Source organism: Subtercola sp. Z020 (genome assembly GCF_002931235.1).
Lineage (GTDB): Bacteria > Actinomycetota > Actinomycetes > Actinomycetales > Microbacteriaceae > Subtercola.
This window is the reverse complement of the sequence record NZ_PSTT01000121.1, coordinates 1-18,773: the sequence shown is the minus strand read 5'-3', so window position 1 is coordinate 18,773 and position 18,773 is coordinate 1. Positions and strand designations below refer to the sequence as shown.

Sequence of the window (18,773 nt, the reverse complement as noted above, 5' to 3'; positions counted from 1 at the left end):
GTTTCAGTGGGGCCGGTTGATCAGGTGACGCTGTAGCCGCCATCGACAGGGATGATCGCGCCCGTGATGTATCGGGCCCGATCAGATGCCAGGAAGGTGACCGTGTCTGCGACCTCGGCGGCAGTCCCGAGGCGCTGCAGCGGCAGCCGCCCGAAGATCCGCTCCTGCACGTCTGCGCGCGCCAGATTGGACGCCGTCATGGGCGTGGTGATGTATCCCGGCGCAACACCGTTCGCCCTGACGCCCAGTGGCCCGAGCTCGGCGGCCAGCCCTTTCGTCAACTGCGAGACGGCCGCCTTCGTCGCCCCGTACGGAGCGATGTCGGGTTGCACATGGGTGGCAGCACTCGATGAGATGTTCACGATCGATCCACCGCTGGCGACGAGATGGGGGGCCGCGGCGCGGCAGAGCGCGAAGAGGGAGGAAAGGTTGATGTCGACCAGTCGCCGCCATTCGTCGTCGACAAGGTCGACGGCGGGCTTGCGGAGCTGCACACCGGCAGCGTTCACCAGCACATCGAGGTGGCCCGTCTCAGACAGTGCCGCCTGAACCACCTCAGCGACCGTCTCCGGTTGTCGCAGGTCTCCTTCGACGGTCGCGACAACGTGCCGAAGTGCACTCGGAACGACCTGCACATCGACGAGGACCAGATCTGCTCCGAGACGATCGAACGCCGCGGCTATCTCTCTGCCGATGCCTCCGGCCGCGCCGGTGACGACGACGGTGCGGCCGGCGAACTCGTCTTCCGAAGGGGTTTCACCCATAGATGCCTCCTCTGCAGTCCCCGTGAGGAGTGCTTTATGTAAGCCTTTACAATCGGCTGTCAGTGACATTAGCCTGCCTTTAGAGGAAGCACAACCGACAAATGTAAGGCCTTACTTATGACTTGCAAGATCACCCTGCCCACCACTGAAGGCCGCGGGGAATCCCTGGTGCTCCGGGCGCCTGAGCACCTCGACGTTCCCGGCAGACCCGTTCGCAGCCGTGCTGCTTTCGCTGCCAGTCACGTGGTCGCCGATCCGCTCAGGGCCGCGCAATCCGTTCGACACGATCACATCGACTGGGACACCACACTGGAACTGCGACACCGCATCTGGGACACGGGCCTCGGCGTCGCCGAGTCGATGGACACGGCCCAGCGGGGAATGGGCCTGGCCGCAGACGACGCGCTCGAACTGGCCCGTCGCACCATGGAAGCCGACCCTCGTGGCGGCGCCGGAGTCGTCGTCGGCATCGCAACGGATGCGATTCAGACGCAGACGGCTTCGCTGATGCAGATCGGCGACGCCTATCTGTCGCAACTGGAATTCGTCGAGTCCCGGGGCGGGACCGCCGTCGTGATGGCCAGCCGACAGCTCGTTCAGGCTGCGCGGACCACCGAGGACTATCTCTCGGTCTATCAGAGGGTGCTCGATGCGAGTGGCGGCACGATCATCCTGCACTGGCTGGGAGAGGTGTTCGACCCCACTCTCGCCGGGTACTGGGGCCAGCCCACACCAGCCGCCGCCCTGCAGACCGTGGTCGACCTCATCGAGGCGAACACCTCCAAGGTCGCCGGAATAAAGATCTCGCTACTGGACCCCGCATACGAGCTCGAGCTGCGGCGTCGACTCCCCGAGGGAGTGCTGCTGTTCACCGGAGACGACTACAACTACGTCGATATGATCGCCGGCGACGGGGCCCGACACAGTCACGCACTTCTCGGAGCGTTCGCCGCCCTCGCTCCGTTCGCCTCTGCCGCTCTCGCCCGCCTCGACGTGGGCGATGTCGACGGATTCCGGAGCATCCTGGAGCCGACGCAGGCGCTCAGCCGGCTCGTCTTCGCGAACCCGACGCCCTTCTACAAGGTCGGGATCGCCTGGATCGCCTACCTCTCGGGCTTCCAGAATCATTTCCGCATGCTGGGCGGATTGGAGAGCGGCCGAACGCTCCTGCACCTCGCCGATATCGTGCGCGAGGCCGACAGGATCGGCCTGTTCCCCGACCCCGAGGTGACGGCGTTCCGCGCCACGCGCTTCTTCGAGATGCACGGGGTGGTCTAGGTGGAGGTGAACCGCTTCAGCCTCAATTCGATCACTCTTCGATCCACGGGTTTCGACGAACTCATACGACGTGCAACAGCTGCAGGGATACCCGGTGTCGCCCTCTGGCGGAACGTCTACGCCGACCGTGGAGCAGCCAGAGCCGCCCGCACCATGAGGGAGTCAGGACTGCGGGTGTCGAGCATCTGCCGCGGCGGCATGTTCACGCACGCCGATCCGACCGAAGTGGGAGCACTCAGAGACGACAACCGCCGCGCCATCGACGAGGCCCACGCGCTCGACGCGGACTGCCTCGTGATGGTGTGCGGCGCCCCGCGCGGCGGGAGCCTGGAACGCGCCAGACGACAGATCCGGGACGGTCTCGCCGAACTCGCGCCCTACGCCACCGCCGCCGGTGTGAGACTCGCCGTGGAACCCATGCACCCCATGATGATTGCGGACCGCTCCGCCATCAGCAGTCTCAGTGAAGCGAACGACCTCGTGGAAGAGCTCGGAGTCGACGTCGTCGGCATAGCACTCGACGCCTATCACGTGTTCTGGGATGTCACGTATCCGGCAGAGGTGGCCAGGGCCGGAGCCCGAATATACTCAGTGCAGGTCTGCGACTGGGTCACCCCGATCCACGGCCAACTGTCCAGCCGAGGGATGCCCGGAGAAGGCGTGATCGACCTGAGAGCGTTCGTCGACCACGCCGAGGCCGCGGGATACTCGGGACTGATCGAAGTCGAAGTGCTCAGCGATCTCTGGTGGGCGCGGCAACCCGAAGAGGCACTGCAGGCAGCCCTGGATGGCTTCGGGAACATTTGACGAGAGGACGCACCGGTGGCAGAGGCCCGTAGCCCCCGCCGAAAACCAGCGTCGCCCGTGACGATAAACGAGGTGGCGCACGCGGCCGGTGTGTCCACAGCGACCGTGTCTCGAGTCCTGACCAGAAGCGGTACCGTGAGCGCATCCCTCTCCGCCAGGGTCACTGCGGTGGTCGCCGAGCTGGGATACACGCCCAACGTGGCGGCGAGGAGCCTTTCCCTCGGTCATCTGGGAAATGTCGGAATCCTCATGCCGTCGATGACGAACCCGTACTTCTACGACGTCGTCGAGCAGGTCGGAATCGGTGCCAGCGCTGCCGGCTTCCGGCTTCTTCTGGCCGACACCGGGGGCGACCCCCATCGCGAAGAACAAGCCGTCGCCGACCTGCGCCCCCAGGTCGACGGGCTCATCCTGCTGTCATCCCGCATCTCCAACGCCGGCCTCCGCAGGCTGGGCGACAAAGGTGAGCCCATCGTTCTGGTGAACCGGCTCGAATCCGGGGTCGGCTTGCCGGCCATCGCCGTGGACAACTTCACGCCGACTCTCGATCTCTGCGGCCACCTTCTCGAGCTCGGGCACACCGAGGTCGCGTATCTCAGTGGACCGTCCCTCTCCTGGCAGGACAGGGAGCGCTGGCGGGCCGTCGAGACAGCCCGTCGACTCGGTCTCGCAGCAACGCGCATCGAAGGTGACGGATCGCTGGAGACGGCGGCCGACGCGGTGGAGGATCTGCTCGCGACGGGGGCATCAGCCATCGTCTGCTTCAACGACCTCTCGGCCGTCAGCGTCATGACCAGGCTGGGCGACCTGGGCGTTCGAGTCCCTGACGACATCTCTGTCACGGGCTTCGACGACATCCCGCTGACGCGACACGTCCGGCCCGCACTCACGACCGTTCGAAGTCCCACCTCGGTGGTCGGGTCGGGAGCATGGAAGCTCCTGCAGGCACGCCTTCATTCGCCCGAGACGCCCGAGCCGGTCATCGTGACGGCAGATCTCGTGATCCGGGACTCCACCTCCACACCGGGAAGGTAGCACCATGGGTCGCATCACTCTCAAAGACGTCAGCGAGCACGCGGGCGTGAGCCGCTCCACTGCGTCGCTCGTGCTCAACGACGATCCGAGCATCCCCGAGGTCACCAAGAAGCGGGTCAGGGCCTCGATGCTCGAGTTGGGCTATGTCTACAACCGACAGGCAGCCACCCTTCGCAGCCAGAAGTCGATGGCTCTCGGGCTCGTCGTGACAGAGATCAGGAACGAGTACTTCGCCGAGTTGGCCATGTCGCTCGAGGGCGCAGCCTACGAGGCCGGGTACACCCTGCTGCTCTGCTACAGCCGAGACGACCTCCGCCGGCAGGAGACCCAGATCGAGAGGCTTTTCGAGCGAGGTGTCGACGGGTTGGTCCTTCTCCCCGCGGCCGAGACGGAGCCCGCGAAGATGGACCTGCTGCTTCGGGGATCGCAGGTACCCTTCGTGCTCCTGGCCAGGCACTTCGGCCTCGAGCACGACTACGTCGGAGCCGACAACATCCGCGCCGGGGAACTGCTCGGCGCCCACATCTCGTCTCTGGGGGCGCGCTCTGTCTCGATCCTCGGCGGGCCGGCTTCCACCTCGGCCGGCCTGGAACGGATCGACGGATTCACGCGTTCGGTATCCGGCGCAGGAATCGAAGTCGTGCCCGAGCAGCGGATCACCAGTCACACGAACGCTTCCGACGGGGCCCGCGCCACGGCCAGGCTCCTCGACGGCGGCACCCTTCCCGACGTGATCGTCGCCTACAGCGACGTGATCGCCGTCGGAGTATACGCCGAACTCCACGCGCGAGGCCTCCGGCCCGGTACGGACATCGCCGTCGCCGCGTTCGACGACATCCCGGGTTCGGAGCACCAGGTTCCGCCACTGACAACTGTCGCGACCTTCCCGAGCGCCATCGGTCTGGCGTGCGGCGAACTTCTCCTCCGACGCATCGCCGAAGGTGTTCCCGAGTCGTACTCGCACACGCTGATCGAGCCACAGCTGAGGATTCGGGCCTCGACAGTCTCCTGGCGACCGCGCCACGGATAGCACCTGCTGTGCCGACCGACCTCACTGGATCGATCTACCACATCACGGGCAATAATTATCGAAAGCGCCCAAATATCTCTTGCACGGCTTGTGGATCGATCCAGTAAAGCGTAGATTCATCCATCATCGGATCGACGAAAGATCGGTTCCGCAATGGATCAGCCGGATCGAGAGCACCTCAATGACGAAGAAGCCCATACTCACCCCTCGCGAGGCAGCTGACCTCGTGAGCGACGAAGACACGGTCTCCGTGAGTTCCTCCTCGGGGCTCGGCTGTCCCGATGCGACCCTGGCCGGCATCGGCCTGCGGTTCGCCGAAACGGGCTCCCCCAGGAACATCACCTCCGTTCATCCCATCGCAGCCGGCGACACCTCGGGCATCACCGGCGTGGATCACTTGGCGGAGCCCGGGTTACTCAGACGCATCATCGCCGGCTCGCTCCCCTCAGGACCCTCCTCCATCACACCCCCGAAGATCTGGGCGATGGTCGAAGAGAACCGCGTCGAGGCCTTCAACCTCCCCTCGGGCGTCATCTACCAGATGCATCGCGCAGGTGCGGCCCGACAGCCGGGTGTCCTGACCACAGTGGGCCTCGACACCTTCGTCGACCCGCGGCGCCAGGGCGCGCGGATGAATGACACGACTCCGCACGATCTCATCGAGGTGACCGAACGTCGCGGTGAGGAATGGCTGTTCTTCGAAGCTCTCCGACCAGACGTCGCGATCATCAGGGCCACCACCGCCGACGAGGGTGGCAATCTCTCCTTCGAAGAAGAGGCCTCGCCACTGGGCGCCCTCGATCTCGCCTACGCAGCGCACAACAACGGCGGCCTGGTGATCGCGCAGGTCAAGCGTCTCGCCAGCGCCGGCTCGATCCCGCCGCAGAGCGTACGGGTTCCGGGCATACTCGTCGACGCGATCGTCGTCGTTCCCGATCAGATGCAGACGACGAACACCTTCTACGACCCCGCCATCTCGGGCCAGTTGCGGCGACCACTCTCGGCGCTCGAAGCTCCGGCCTTCTCGCTGGAGAAGATCATGGCCCGGCGGGCAGCACTGGAACTCCGTGACGGTGAGATCGTGAACCTGGGCTTCGGTGTCTCAGCACTCGTACCGCACATCCTCCTCGAGGAAGGGCATGCCGATGCGGTGAGCTGGGTCATCGAACAGGGTGCCGTCGGCGGCATACCGCTGCTGGACTTCGTCTTCGGTGTGGCCCAGAATCCAGACGCCATCATGCCGAGCAGCGACCAGTTCACCCTGCTGCAGGGCGCAGGCTTCGATCGCACCCTCCTCTCGTTCCTCGAGATCGACCAGGAGGGCAGCGTCAACGTGCACTACCTGCCCGGCCGGCGCCACGTCACAGCCGGCGTCGGCGGGTTCGCCGACATCACCTCGGCCGCTCGGAACATCGTCTTCGTCGGCTCGTTGACGGCCGGTCGCCGTGACATAGCGATCACCGACGGCCGTCTCGACATCCGACGCGACGGACCCCACACCAAGCTCGTGAACAAGGTCCAGCAGGTGACTTTCTCCGGCCGCCGCGCTCTCGAAACGGGGCAGCGGGTCACCTACATCACGGAACGTGCCGTGCTCGAGTTGCGCCCGAGCGGTCTGACCGTCGTCGAGGTCGCCCCGGGTGCCAACCTCGAACGCGACGTACTCGACCGCAGTGAATTCCCCCTCGCGGTTGCCCCCGACCTGCGCCAGATGGATGCACGGCTGTTCCGCCCGGGCCCGCTCGGCCTCGAGCTGCCCGAGCATCAGCGGAACTCTCGCGTCATGACGAAACTCCTCCAACAGGAGTCGGGCTTCGCCCGGGAAGGATCAGCCCTCTCATGACCGAACAGACCGTGACGAACGGCCGCATCGCCGTGTCCATCGATGAACGAGGGGTCGCAGAGGTTCTCATCGACCGCCCCGCGAAGCTCAACGCCCTGACCATGGAGATGGTGCAGCAGCTCGAATCGGCCCTGACGGAGATCCGCACGTCAGATGCCCGAGCCGTCGTGCTCCGTTCCGCCGGCGACCGCGCCTTCTCGGTCGGAGCGGACATCCGTCAGTTCTCCGAGTTCACGCCGCAGCAGATGTGGCAGACGTGGATCGCCGAGGGCCATCGTGTCTTCACCCTGCTCGCAGAGCTCCGTCAACCCACCATCGCCGTCGTCGACGGAGTCGCCATCGGCGGAGGCCTCGAACTCGCCCTGTGCTGCGACTTCCGTGTGGCAGCGGATTCGGCGCGCTTCGGCCTGCCCGAGACCGGACTCGGCACCATCCCCGGCTGGGGAGGCACAGAGAGACTCACCCGCATCGTCGGCGAGTCCCGAGCGAAACAGCTCATCCTCGCCCGCCGCCAGATCGATGCGCCCACAGCGCTGAGCTGGGGGCTCATCTCAGAGCACCACCCCAGCAACACGCTCGATGAGGCCGTCGAACAGCTGACGGCAGACCTCCTGGGCGGCGCTCCCCTCGCCGTGCAGGTCTCTAAACAGCTGGTCCGCGCCGCCTCGCTAAGCGCACCCTCCTCAACTCTCGAAGCACTCGCCAGCGGTTACACAGCCGCGACCGCCGACTTCGCCGAGGGCGTCACCTCGTTCCTGAACAAGACGGCGCCGCGCTTCACCGGGGAATGACCGCACTCGGTCCATCCCGCCATTACACCCTGAGCAGAGAATAGGTAGAACATGTCCACTGACAACGACGTTACGACCCTCGATACCCCCATCCCCGGGATCACGCGCGCAGACCTCCGTCGAGCCGCACTCGGCAGCAGCATCGGCAGCGCGCTCGAGTACTACGACTTCGCCCTCTACAGCCTGGCCTCGGCACTCATCTTCGGCCCACTGTTCTTTCCTTCTGCGAACCCGGCGACCGGCCTCATCCTGAGCTTTGCAACCTACTTCCTGGGATTCGCGGTGCGGCCGCTCGGCGGCATCGTCTTCGGCCGCATCGGCGACAAGGTCGGACGCAAGTTCGTCCTCGTCGTCACGATCCTGTTGATGGGCGGTTCGAGCACGCTCATCGGCCTCCTGCCGACCTACAACTCCCATCCCGGCGACTGGTGGGGCGGAGTGGGAATCCTCGCCCCGATACTCCTGGTGGCGCTACGGATGCTGCAGGGCCTCGGTGCGGGTGCCGAGATGGCCGGCGCATCGATCATCATGACCGAATCAGCGCCCGCCACAGAACGCGGATTCTGGGCGTCCCTCCCGTTCATGAGCATCCAGATCGGTACCGTCGCAGCCGCGCTCGTCTACTTCCTCCTCTTCAACGTCAGCCAGACCATTCCCATCACCGACACCTGGCTCTGGCGCATCCCCTTTCTCGCCAGCGCGCTCCTCCTTGTCGCAGCGATCTTCATCCGGCTCCGCCTCAAAGAATCGCCCACGTTCAAGAAGCTCCAGGCTCACGACGAGATCGACCGGACCCCCATCCGCAGCCTGCTCACGGTCTCTCGGGGCACGGTGCTGCGTGGCATCGGCATCCGTATGGCAGAGAACGGATCGTCGTCCATCTTCCAGGCACTCGCCGTGGCGTACGTCACCAGCGCAGCCGTCGGTGTCACCGGACCGATCGGTGCCCTCTCCCTCGTCTTCGCCGCCTCGCTCGGCGCTGTCGTCGTGCCGATCGCCGGGCGCCTCACCGACCGATACGGACGGGTCAAGGTGTATCGCGCGTTCGCCATCTACCAGCTCGTGACAGCCTTCCCGCTCTGGTATCTGCTCAGCACCGGCAACACCGTGTTGATCATCGTGGCGGTGACCCTTGCGCTGGGGATCGGTTCGTGGGGCATGTTCGGTTCGCAGAGCGCCTTCATGTGCGAGCTGTTCGGTTCGCGCCAGCGCTATCTCGGGGTAGCCACCGCTCGCGAAGTCTCGGCTGTACTCGCCGGCGGAATCGCCCCGCTTCTCGGAGCACTGATCCTCTCCCTCTCCATCACCGCAGAGGGCGGCCCGGGCGTGCCGGGTGCCGGTATCGGTGCGTGGATACCGATCGCCGGCTATCTCTCCCTGCTCTGCCTCATCACCGTGCTCACGACCTTCACCATCGCTGAGCCCGGCGGCAGAGACCTGAACGTGCCCGAAGACGCCCTGAACGACCCCGCCATCCGTGTGGGCGGCCGCGTCGATGCCTGACTCCGCCTCCGCGCCCGTCGATGCGGAATGATCAGGCCGGAAGGGGGCTAGCCGTCAAGGTGTACTTCGTCTGCAGATATTCGTGGATGCCCTCGTCGCCGCCCTCGCGGCCGAGACCGGACTGCTTCCAGCCACCAAACGGGGCCGCGGCATTGGAGACGACACCGACGTTGAGGCCCATCATTCCAGTCTCGAGTCGGTCGATCATGCGTTGCCCGCGCACGATCGACTCGGTGAAGACGTAGGAGACGAGCCCGTATTCGGTGTCATTGGCGAGCCGCACGGCGTCGTCCTCGTCGTCGAAAGGGATGATCGCGAGCACGGGTCCGAAGATCTCTTCGCGCAGGATGTCACTCCCCGGCTGAACGTCGGCGATGACGGTCGGCTGAAAAAAGGTGCCAGGGCCGTCCATCCCGGCCCCGCCGGCGGTGACGACAGCGCCGCGCTCTACGGCATCCTCCACCAAGGTCCTGGCCTTGACGACCGCGCGGTCGTCGATGAGGGGTCCGATCTGCACGCCCTCCTCCGTGCCACGGCCCACCTTCATACTGCGCACGCGCTCGGTGACCCGGCGCGTGAATTCCCCGACGATCGAGCGGTGCACAATGAATCGGTTCGCCGCGGTGCACGCCTGGCCCATGTTGCGGAATTTTGCGAGCATCGCCCCTTCGACCGCCTTGTCGAGATCGGCGTCGTCGAAAACGACGAAGGGAGCGTTGCCGCCGAGCTCCATCGAGGTGCGGAGCACGCTGGGCGCGGCCTGCTGCAGCAGCTTCACACCGACCGGGTTGGAGCCCGTGAAGGAAAGCTTTCGTAGGCGCGGATCGGAGATGATGCGCTCCGAGACCGGGCCGGTGTCTGTTGTCGTGATGACGTTGACGACACCGGCGGGGAGACCGGCGTCCTGCAGTATCTGCGCGAAGAACATCGTCGTGAGCGGGGTGAGCGTCGCGGGCTTGATCACGACCGTGCAGCCCGCAGCAAGCGCAGGCGCGATCTTGCGGGTCGCCATCGCCAGCGGAAAGTTCCATGGAGTGATGAGGTAGCAAGGGCCGACCGGGTGATGGGTGACGATCATGTGGCCGGTGCCCTCGGGATTCGCGCCGTAACGGCCCTGGGTGTGAGCGGTGATCTCGCTGAACCAGCGGAGGAACTCGCCGCCGTACGCGACCTCGCCCCGCGCCTCGGCGAGGGGCTTGCCCATCTCGAGCGTCATGAGCAGCGCAACGTCTTCTGTGCGCTCCTGTAGGAGGTCGAACGCCCGGCGGAGGATCTCGGCACGCTCACGTGCCGGCGTCGCCGCCCACGATGGGAACGCATCGGCCGCGGCATTCATCGCCGCGATGCCGTCATCGACGCTCGCGTCGGCAATCTCGCGGATGACGTCGCCAGTGGCTGGGTCGTTCACTGCGACGGTCCTGCCTCCCACTGCCTCACGCCACGCGCCGTTGATGAGCAGCCCGGTGGGCACGGATGCGAGCAGCTCGCTCTCGCGCGGATCGGTCATCGGTCCTCCTGGATCAGGGCGGGCTTCCGCCTCTTTTCGGCAACTGCGGGCACGGTGAGTGCCCCGGCCAGGAACTGCTCAAGCTCGTCCGAGGCCGTCAACGGGAGTACGTGCGCGACGTACTGGTCCGGGCGCACGAGGACCAGGGCGCCGTCGGCACCGATCCCGCGCTCCGCAAAAATGTCGGCGCTCGTCCAGGCCGAAGGCGCGGCGGCGAACACCTTCTCGAGGTCGGTCAAGCCGAGCGGCCCGGAGCGCGGGCGAAACAGCGACGGCACATCGACGACGTCCTCCCAGCGGCCGGGGAAGATGGCTTTCACGTCGAAGACGGCATCGAGGTCGGAGCCCTCGGGCGTGAACCGCTCGACCATGCCCTGGGCCTTCGACGCCCATTCACGAAGCGCCGAGCCGTCGGCATCAGCGAAGACATACATGCGCCACCGTCCGTCGGCCTTGGCGTGATGCCCGAGGTGCACAGCATTGCCGTCGCACACCCGCACGACCTCGACGCTTCGGAAGCGCTTTCCGACGGGGAATCCGGATGCCAGTTCCTGGGCTGCCTCAGGTGCAACGATGCTGGACGGGGCGTAGTGCGTACCGAAGCCGGAGGGGAACTCGGCGGTGGCGAGGTAGTAGGTCGCGAGCTCGTCGGGGTCGGTGGTCTCGCCGGGCTTGCGCGCCATGAGCGACGACCACTCGCGGTCGAAGTCGATGAGCTGCTGGGCGACAGGGCGACGCTCCGCGTCGTAGGTGCGCAACAGCTCCGCGGGCGCACGGCCGGTGAGCACGTGTGCGAGCTTCCAACCGAGGTTGAAGCCGTCTTGCATCGAGACGTTCATACCCTGACCAGCCTTCGCGCTGTGCGTGTGGCAGGCGTCACCTGTGAGGAAGACGCGCGGTTCGTCGAGGTCATCGACGAACCGGTCAGTGACCCGATGCCCCACCTCGTACACGCTGTGCCACGCCACTTCTTTCACGTCGACGGAGTACGGGTGAAGGATCGCGTTCGCCCTGCGAATCACCTCGTCGATCGACGTCTGACGAACGCGGTGATCGTCGTCTTCGGCGACCTCACCGAGGTCGATGTACATGCGACTGAGATACCCGCCCTCGCGCGGGATGTGCAGGATGTTGCCCGCGGCAGCGTTGATTGCGCATTTGATACGCCAATCGGGGAAGTCTGTTTCGACAAGCACGTCCATGACGCCCCACGCGTGGCGGGCGTCCCCTCCGACGAGCGTGCGACCGATCGCCTGGCGCACCCCGCTACGCGCACCGTCGCAGCCGACGACGTACTTCGCGCGAACAGTGCGCTCGCCCGTCTCGGTCCGCACGCGCACCTCGACCAGACCCTCACCGACCGTGAGGTCGAGAAACTCCACACCGTAGTCGGGCACGATGCGGGCAGGGCCGTGGGCGGCGGCCTCCGCGAAGTAGTCGAGCACGCGAGCCTGGTTGACGATCAGATGCGGGAACTCACTGATCTTGTAGCCGTAGTCCTCGGTGCGGCTGCTCCGGACAATCCGTGTGGGGTCCTCTGGGTCAGGCGACCAGAAGTTCATCCAGCCGATGTTGTACGCCTCGGCGGTGAGGCGGTCGGCAAACCCGAACGCCTGGAAGGTCTCGAGACTGCGGGGCTGGATGCCGTCAGCCTGGCCGAGAGCAAGGCGCCCGCCGCGCTTCTCTACGAGGCGAGTGGTGAACTGCGAGAATTGTGACAGCTGAGCCGCGAGCAACATGCCCGCCGGTCCCGAGCCGACGATCAGAACGTCTACCTCGTCGGGCAGGTCGGCGGGGCGATCGATACCGCCACCCGCGGCAACTTGTATGCGCGGGTCGCCCGAGACGTAGCCGTGGTGGTGGAACTGCATTGTTTCTCCTGACGTCACTGTCACCGTTGCGTCACGTCGCGCCGTGTTCTATATTCGAACACAGCGTTCCGCTATCGAACGAGAGAGTAGTCGAACCATGACTCCACGGCAAGACGCGACACCCGCGTCGCAGACCCTGAGCCGCGGCATCCGCCTCCTCGAAGAACTTGCCGACGCCCGCACTCCCCTTTCGATCGACGACCTCGCCGCTCGCGTCGAGCTTCATCGCTCCGTGGCCTATCGCCTGCTGCGCACCCTCGAGGTACACGGACTGGTTTCACGGGATGCTGCGGGCGCGGTGCGCCTGGGAACAGGCCTCGCCGCGCTGGCCGCCGGCGTCGCTGCCGACCTGCAAGCCGAGGCTCTGCCCGAGCTGACCGCCGCGGCCAACGACCTCGGAATGACGTGCTTCCTCGTTGTGCTCGATCACGACGATTGCGTCACTCTCACCAGCGTCGAGCCCCGGCATGCCACCACGGCCGTGGCTCAACGGCCTGGCGCCCGGCACTCAGTGACGCGAGGAGCGCCCGGACGGGCGATCCTCGCGCAACTGCCGCCGAGACGCTGGCCGGAGGGCATCGATGCCCGACTCGCCGCCGAGATCGCCGACGCCGCCGAGCGCGGCTGGGCGACGAGCCACGACGAGGTCGTTCCGTCTCTGCACGCCGTGGCGGTCCCCCTCGCCGTGCAGGGCCGGACGCCCGCGGCAGTGGCCGCTGTGCACGTGAGCACCGACGCCGACGACGCGACAGTCGCGGAGCGACTCAAGGCCACAGCAGCCGCTATCCGCAGGGCCCTCTAGGCCGCGTTGCTCCGCCCCGTACATTGCGCGGAGCAGCACTGATCGTATACGATCAGTGCTGTCAGACGCTCGAGGTCGAGCGTCGCGGCTCGAAAAAGGAGCATGTAGCGCCACGCCGCGCGAGACACATACGGCCCGTTCCCGTTCCTGTTTCGCGAAAGGCTTCGCAATGCCCATCGTCTCCGCGCATGTCGCCCACGCTCTCGGCCGCCACCTCAACCACGTCTTCGGCGTGATGGGCAACGGCAACGCGCATTTTCTCGACGTGCTGCACCGCGAAACCGATGTCAGCTTCACCGCGATGCGGCACGAGGCGGGCGGCGTGGTCGCCGCCGACGCGCACTATCGCGCTTCGGGCCGCATCGCTGCAGCCACTGCGACCTATGGTGCCGGATTCACCAACACCCTCACAGCCCTGGCCGAGGCGGCGCAGGCCCGCATTCCGCTGCTCCTCGTCGTCGGCGACGAGCCCACCTCGGGCCCTCGCCCGTGGGGCGTAGACCAGGTCGCCCTCGCTTCGGCGGTAGGTGTGCGAACCTACACCGTCGGCGATCGGGATGCCACAGCCACCGTACTCATCGCACTCGAGCACGCGCTGACCTACCGCACACCGGTCGTGCTCGCGATCCCGTACGACGTCGTTGCGCGCGAGGCCGGGCCGATCACGGATGCCGGCACTGTCACCCTCCCCGCGCCGCTCGCGCCGCACGGCGCCGCCGCCGACGCGACCCTCGACCGCATCGCCGAGGCCCTCGCTGGAGCGGAACGGCCGTTCCTGCTCGCCGGCCGCGGCGCGTGGCTCTGCGGGGCCGGCCCCGCACTCGGGCGACTGGCCGAGGCAACCGGCGCGATCACCGCATCCACTGCCCTCGGGCGCGGGATCTTCCCCGAGCCCGCCTACGACCTCGGCGTCACAGGCGGCTTCGGCGCCGCGGGGGCCATGGAGCTCGTTCGCGAAGCCGATGTGGCCGTTGTCTTCGGCGCTGGCCTCAACCAGTTCACGATGCGCTTCGGCGAGCTTCTCGCCCCGAACACGACAGTCTTCCAAATCGACGTCGCCGCCACCGCGACACACGCGCAGGTGGGCGGGTTCCTTCGGGCGGATGCTGCGGTGGCGGCCGAGGCGCTCCTCGAGCGCCTGCGCTCTCGCGGAGCGGTTTCCTCCGGGTGGCGGGATCAGGTGGACGTAGCGCCTCTGCGCGCGCAGGAGGAGGGAGCGGGTCAGGCCCCCGACGGCCGTCTCGATCCACGCTCGGCCGCCGCGCGCCTCGCCACACTGCTGCCGGAGGACCGCGTCGTCGTCTCCGACGGTGGCCACTTCATCGGCTGGTCCAACATGTACTGGCCCGTCGAGTCCCCCGAACGCATCATGATGATCGGCACCGCCTATCAGTCGATCGGCCTGGGCTTCCCCTCGGTGGCGGGTGCCATCGCCGCCCGCCCGGAGTCGACCGTTGTGCTCACCACGGGCGACGGCGGCGGACTGATGGCGATCGCCGATCTCGAAAGCGCCGTGCGCTCGGCGCGCGGCCACGGCATCGCGGTGGTCTGGAACGATGCCGCCTACGGCGCCGAGGTCAACCTCTACGGCCTCAAGGGTCTCGCCCGCGAACCGATGCTCATCCCTGAGGTCGACTTCGCGGCGGTTGCGCGGGGCTTCGGCGCCGAAGGTGTCGTCGTGCGTGAAATCGCCGATCTCGATGCCCTTGAGCAGTGGACGCGGCGCACTCCCTCGGAGCGCCCGTTCCTGCTGCTCGACCTGCGCATCAGCGGCGACGTCATTGCGCCGTACCAGCGCGAGATCATCAAGGCCAACTCGTGAGCGCTGACGGCTTCGACGAGCTCCGCGCCGCCCTCGGCGGCCGCCTGCTCGAAGACCCCGAGAGCCTCATCGCCTACTCGCTCGACAGCTCCCGCGCGAAACCCGGAGGGCGGCCGATCGGCGTCGTCCGGGCCACCTCGACCGAAGACGTGTCCTTCGCTCTCGCCTGGGCGAACGTCCGCGGCATCCCGGTCTCGGTGCGCGGAGCGGGCACGGGCCTCTCCGGCGGGGCCGTCGCATACGCCGGCGGGCTGGTTGTCTCGCTCGAGGCGATGAACCGTATCGTCTCGATCGATGTCGAAAACCGTCTCGCCGACGTGGAGGCGGGTGTGGTGACGGCGGACCTCGATGACGCGGCCCTGGCCCAGGGCCTGTTCTTCCCGCCCGACCCGGCAAGCGCCAGATGGTCGACCATCGGCGGCAACATCGCCACGAACGCGGGTGGTCTGCGCTGCGTCGCGCACGGCGTCACAACCGATGTCGTGGCGGCCCTCGAGGTGGTACTGGCCGACGGGCGCGTCATGCGCACGGGCGCCCGCACCCGCAAGAACACCACCGGCTACGACCTCACCAGCCTCTTCACCGGCTCCGAGGGCACGCTCGGCGTGATCACTGCCGCGACCGTGCGTCTCAAACCTGTACCGCCCGGCGAGCCCCGTACGTTCCGCGCGAGCTTCGACGACATCGAAGACGCCGGCCGTGCGGTCACGGCGATTGTGTCGGGCCCCGCCACCCCCGAGGTGCTCGAACTGATCGATGCGAGAAGCGTGGAGATCATCGAGGCGTTCCATCCCAGCGGGCTGCCCTCGCCCGGCGCCGCGATGCTGGTGGGCCAGACGGTCGGACTCACCGCCCACGAGACCGCCGGCGCGATCACCGAGATCTGCCGCGCGCACGGCGCCACCGAGACCGAGATCTCCGCGTCCGACAGCCTGCTCGAGGCCCGGCGCCTCGCAAACCCTGCGCTCACCGCCCAGGGGCTGCGCGTGTCGTGCGACGTCGGAGTACCCGTGGCGGAGCTGGCAACGGTGTTCCGCGGCATCGGAGAGATCGCCGAGCGCCACAGCCGACGTATCGCGGTCGTCGCCCATGCCGGCGACGGCAACCTGCACCCCACCGTCGAGGCGGGCGAAAGCCCTGAGGAGTACGCCGCCGCCGAGCTCGTCATCGACGACATCACCCGCTTGGCGCTTTCACTCGGCGGCACGATCTCGGGCGAGCACGGCATCGGCTCTGTCAAGCGTCACGAACTCCCCTGGCAGCAGGATGCCGCGGCCCTCGACGTGCAACGCGCGATCAAGGTCGCACTCGACCCCCGCGGCATCCTCACGCCGGGCCGCGCGATCTGAGACCTCGGAGCGTCTCGAGGCGTCCTTCTGAGCAAGGCCGCCCCGATGGCCCCGCTGCACCGAATGCCGCGGGGCCATCAAGCGTGGCGCGTCATGCCCGCGACAGCGCCCGGATCGGGCTGACCGCCTGCTCAGCCTCGTAGTCAGGGCCGAGGGGAATACCGCTGCGATCGCGCAGCAGCAATGTCGCCACGAGTCCGAGCACGGCCATGATCGCCAGGTACACCGTGACCGACACTGTCGTCCCCGTAGCGTCCACAAGCGCCGTCGCGATGGTGGGCGCGAATGCGCCGCCGCAGATGGCGCCGATCGCGTACGAGATCGAAACCCCCGAGAAGCGGATGGATGCCGGAAACAGCTCAGCGTACAGCGCGGCCTGCGGGCCATACGTCAGCCCGAGGCCGACCGTCAACAGCACCAGGCCGAGGGCCAGCATTCCAACACTCCCGGTATTCACGAGCGGGAAGAGCGCCACGATTGCGACCAGCATCGCGATCCACCCGATGACATAGGTGTTGCGGCGCCCGATCTTGTCGCCGAGCCACCCGCCGAGCCACGTGAACACCAACCACGACACAGCCGAGAGCGATACTGCACCGAGCACGTCGGCAGTAGCGAGGCCGAGGGGCCCGGCAGGATTGGTCGCGTAGCGCTGGATGTAACCACCAGTGGTCATGTAGCCGACAGCGTTGTTGCCGGCGAAGACGAATGCGGCAATGATCACGAGCAGCGCGTGCTTGCGGAAGAGTTGCACGATCGGCATCCGGGTCTGCTCCTTGCGCCCGGCCAGTTCGACGAAGACCGGGCTCTCCTCGACCTTCCGGCGCACGTAGTAGCCCACGAGAACGAGCACGAACGACAGCAGGAACGGCACACGCCAGCCCCAAACGAGGAAGGCGTCGCCGGGGGCGATGAGTGCCATGAGCGCCAGCATGCCGCTCGCGAGCAGCAGACCAAGGGGCACGCCGAGCTGCGGCGCGGCGCCGAACAGGCTTCGTTTGGCCTTGGGGGCATGCTCGACGGCCATGAGCACCGCACCGCCCCACTCCCCACCGGCCGAGATACCCTGCAACACACGAAGCAGGATCAGCAGCGAGGGAGCTGCGACGCCGATGGCGTCATACGTGGGCAGTACGCCGATGAGAGTGGTCGACGCGCCCATGAGGATGAGCGTGATCATGAGCACGAAACGGCGGCCGTATTTGTCGCCGAGGTGCCCGGCGATGAAGGCGCCGAGCGGGCGGAACAGGAAGCTCAGACCCACGGTGAGAAACGAAAGGATCTGCGCGACACCGGGGCCCGCGGGAGCGAAGAACAGCTGACCGAAGACGAGACCGGCGGCCGAGGCGTACAGAAAGAAGTCGTACCACTCGACGGTGGTCCCGACAATCGTGGCAAGGACCACGCGGCGGCGGTCTGTGGAGGTGGAGATGGTGCCGGTGGGCGTGAAGCCCTGAGGATGCGAGCTGGACATGAAGTCTCCTTCTGGACGTCGTCGTCGTACCCCTGAGTTCGTCGTCGATGACGAGGCCTGGTTGCTGGGGTGTTCGTTATCGTATACGATTTCGAGCACGACGCAAGGGAGCTTTGATGACCGACACCGACCCCCGGTTTGCCGTTCTCGGCGCGAGGCCCGGCAAGATCGTGGCCGTTCACCTCGCCTACGCCTCGCGCGCTGACCAGCGCGGCCGCCGCCCGGGCGCCCCCTCCTACTTCTTCAAACCGTCGAGCTCCCTCGCCCCCTCGGGTGACGAGATCGTCCGCCCTGCCGGCACCGAGCTGCTCGCTTTCGAGGGTGAGATCGCACTCGTCATCGGCGCCCCAGCGCGGTGGGTGACTGCGGAGGCCGCATGGTCACACGTAGCATTCGTCACCGCCGCAAACGACTTCGGCCTCTACGACCTTCGAGCCAACGACAAGGGCTCGAACGTCCGCTCCAAAGGCGGCGACGGATACACCCCCCTCGGCCCCTCGCTGATCGATGCCCACGAGGTCGACCCCGCCGGTCTGCGTCTTCGCACCTGGGTGAACGGCGAGGTCGTTCAAGACGACACGACGGCAGGTCTCATCTTCTCGCTCGCGCAGATCGTCGCCGACCTGTCGCAGCATTTCACGCTCGAGACCGGCGACGTCATCCTCACGGGCACCCCCGCAGGATCGTCGGTGGTCGTGCCGGGCGACACTGTCGAGGTACAGGTGGATGCTGGAACTCACTCCTCCGGCCGGCTGCGCACCGTCGTGACCCAGGGCGCACACTCCTTCGACGCCGCGGTCGGCTCCCTTCCCGCAGTCGACGACACCCAGCGCACGGAGGCGTGGGGCTCGCCGGAGGCCGCGGGACTCACCCCCACCCCCACACTCACCCCCACAC

General features: G+C 66.9%; 15 protein-coding genes. 11 read left to right on the top strand and 4 right to left on the bottom strand.

Annotated features, from left to right (window positions below; all coding sequences use genetic code 11):
* Positions 1-20: 20 nt before the first annotated feature.
* The gene (locus C5B96_RS15430) at positions 21-764 is read right to left on the bottom strand and encodes an SDR family NAD(P)-dependent oxidoreductase (protein WP_104246248.1); all 744 of its coding nucleotides are present in this window, start codon (positions 762-764) and stop codon (positions 21-23) included.
* Between the two features lie 117 nt (positions 765-881).
* Between C5B96_RS15430 and C5B96_RS15425 the strand changes: the two genes are divergently transcribed.
* The 7 genes from C5B96_RS15425 (at position 882) to C5B96_RS15395 (ending at position 9,051) form a co-directional block, all read left to right on the top strand.
* Positions 882-2,042 carry a DUF993 family protein gene (locus tag C5B96_RS15425; protein WP_104246247.1) on the top strand — a complete coding sequence of 387 codons (1,161 nt, stop codon included), beginning with the start codon at positions 882-884 and terminating at the stop codon, positions 2,040-2,042.
* On the top strand, positions 2,043-2,849 hold the full coding sequence (locus tag C5B96_RS15420) for a sugar phosphate isomerase/epimerase (protein WP_104246246.1): 807 nt from the start codon (positions 2,043-2,045) through the stop codon (positions 2,847-2,849).
* 15 nt (positions 2,850-2,864) lie between these two features.
* A complete protein-coding gene (locus tag C5B96_RS15415; protein WP_369826489.1) occupies positions 2,865-3,884 on the top strand; it encodes a LacI family DNA-binding transcriptional regulator in 1,020 nt (339 codons plus the stop codon).
* A gap of 4 nt (positions 3,885-3,888) precedes the next feature.
* Positions 3,889-4,914: a LacI family DNA-binding transcriptional regulator gene (locus tag C5B96_RS15410; protein WP_104246244.1), complete on the top strand. Its 1,026-nt coding sequence runs from the start codon at positions 3,889-3,891 to the stop codon at positions 4,912-4,914.
* 181 nt (positions 4,915-5,095) lie between these two features.
* Positions 5,096-6,757 (top strand): acyl CoA:acetate/3-ketoacid CoA transferase, encoded by a 1,662-nt coding sequence (locus C5B96_RS15405; protein WP_104246243.1) that lies wholly within the window; start codon positions 5,096-5,098, stop codon positions 6,755-6,757.
* Positions 6,754-7,548: an enoyl-CoA hydratase/isomerase family protein gene (locus C5B96_RS15400; protein ID WP_104246242.1), complete on the top strand. Its 795-nt coding sequence runs from the start codon at positions 6,754-6,756 to the stop codon at positions 7,546-7,548. Before C5B96_RS15405 ends, C5B96_RS15400 begins: the two co-directional genes overlap by 4 nt.
* Positions 7,549-7,599: 51 nt before the next feature.
* On the top strand, positions 7,600-9,051 hold the full coding sequence (locus tag C5B96_RS15395; RefSeq protein WP_104246241.1) for an MFS transporter: 1,452 nt from the start codon (positions 7,600-7,602) through the stop codon (positions 9,049-9,051).
* 31 nt (positions 9,052-9,082) lie between these two features.
* Here C5B96_RS15395 and C5B96_RS15390 read toward each other — a convergent pair whose 3' ends face one another.
* On the bottom strand, positions 9,083-10,558 hold the full coding sequence (locus C5B96_RS15390; RefSeq protein WP_104246240.1) for an NAD-dependent succinate-semialdehyde dehydrogenase: 1,476 nt from the start codon (positions 10,556-10,558) through the stop codon (positions 9,083-9,085).
* Positions 10,555-12,429 carry an FAD-dependent monooxygenase gene (locus C5B96_RS15385; RefSeq protein WP_104246239.1) on the bottom strand — a complete coding sequence of 625 codons (1,875 nt, stop codon included), beginning with the start codon at positions 12,427-12,429 and terminating at the stop codon, positions 10,555-10,557. The genes C5B96_RS15390 and C5B96_RS15385 overlap by 4 nt, the downstream gene beginning before the upstream one ends.
* Positions 12,430-12,526: 97 nt before the next feature.
* Here C5B96_RS15385 and C5B96_RS15380 point away from each other — a divergent pair, with 97 nt between their 5' ends.
* The 3 genes from C5B96_RS15380 (at position 12,527) to C5B96_RS15370 (ending at position 16,402) form a co-directional block, all read left to right on the top strand.
* Positions 12,527-13,231 carry an IclR family transcriptional regulator gene (locus C5B96_RS15380; RefSeq protein ID WP_104246238.1) on the top strand — a complete coding sequence of 235 codons (705 nt, stop codon included), beginning with the start codon at positions 12,527-12,529 and terminating at the stop codon, positions 13,229-13,231.
* A gap of 169 nt (positions 13,232-13,400) precedes the next feature.
* A complete protein-coding gene (locus C5B96_RS15375; RefSeq protein ID WP_104246237.1) occupies positions 13,401-15,053 on the top strand; it encodes a thiamine pyrophosphate-binding protein in 1,653 nt (550 codons plus the stop codon).
* Positions 15,050-16,402, top strand: coding sequence for an FAD-binding oxidoreductase (locus tag C5B96_RS15370; RefSeq protein ID WP_104246236.1), 1,353 nt, complete (start codon positions 15,050-15,052; stop codon positions 16,400-16,402). Before C5B96_RS15375 ends, C5B96_RS15370 begins: the two co-directional genes overlap by 4 nt.
* Positions 16,403-16,493: 91 nt before the next feature.
* Here the strand turns inward: C5B96_RS15370 and C5B96_RS15365 are convergent, their stop codons facing one another.
* Positions 16,494-17,876 (bottom strand): MFS transporter, encoded by a 1,383-nt coding sequence (locus tag C5B96_RS15365; protein WP_104246235.1) that lies wholly within the window; start codon positions 17,874-17,876, stop codon positions 16,494-16,496.
* 116 nt (positions 17,877-17,992) lie between these two features.
* On the opposite strand from C5B96_RS15365, the gene C5B96_RS15360 reads away from it, so the two are divergent.
* Positions 17,993-18,773: fumarylacetoacetate hydrolase family protein (locus C5B96_RS15360; protein WP_199176679.1), on the top strand; the 781-nt coding region annotated here is incomplete at its 3' end.

Bases quoted from the DNA above. Each gene is read 5' to 3' on its own strand.
- C5B96_RS15390 (WP_104246240.1), bottom strand. From the start codon at position 10,558: ATGACCGATCCGCGCGAGAGCGAGCTGCTCGCATCCGTGCCCACCGGG.
- C5B96_RS15410 (WP_104246244.1), top strand. From the start codon at position 3,889: ATGGGTCGCATCACTCTCAAAGACGTCAGCGAGCACGCGGGCGTGAGC.
- C5B96_RS15365 (WP_104246235.1), bottom strand. From the start codon at position 17,876: ATGTCCAGCTCGCATCCTCAGGGCTTCACGCCCACCGGCACCATCTCC.
- C5B96_RS15405 (WP_104246243.1), top strand. From the start codon at position 5,096: ATGACGAAGAAGCCCATACTCACCCCTCGCGAGGCAGCTGACCTCGTG.
- C5B96_RS15385 (WP_104246239.1), bottom strand. From the start codon at position 12,429: ATGCAGTTCCACCACCACGGCTACGTCTCGGGCGACCCGCGCATACAA.
- C5B96_RS15395 (WP_104246241.1), top strand. From the start codon at position 7,600: ATGTCCACTGACAACGACGTTACGACCCTCGATACCCCCATCCCCGGG.
- C5B96_RS15430 (WP_104246248.1), bottom strand. From the start codon at position 764: ATGGGTGAAACCCCTTCGGAAGACGAGTTCGCCGGCCGCACCGTCGTC.
- C5B96_RS15375 (WP_104246237.1), top strand. From the start codon at position 13,401: ATGCCCATCGTCTCCGCGCATGTCGCCCACGCTCTCGGCCGCCACCTC.
- C5B96_RS15400 (WP_104246242.1), top strand. From the start codon at position 6,754: ATGACCGAACAGACCGTGACGAACGGCCGCATCGCCGTGTCCATCGAT.
- C5B96_RS15425 (WP_104246247.1), top strand. From the start codon at position 882: ATGACTTGCAAGATCACCCTGCCCACCACTGAAGGCCGCGGGGAATCC.
- C5B96_RS15380 (WP_104246238.1), top strand. From the start codon at position 12,527: ATGACTCCACGGCAAGACGCGACACCCGCGTCGCAGACCCTGAGCCGC.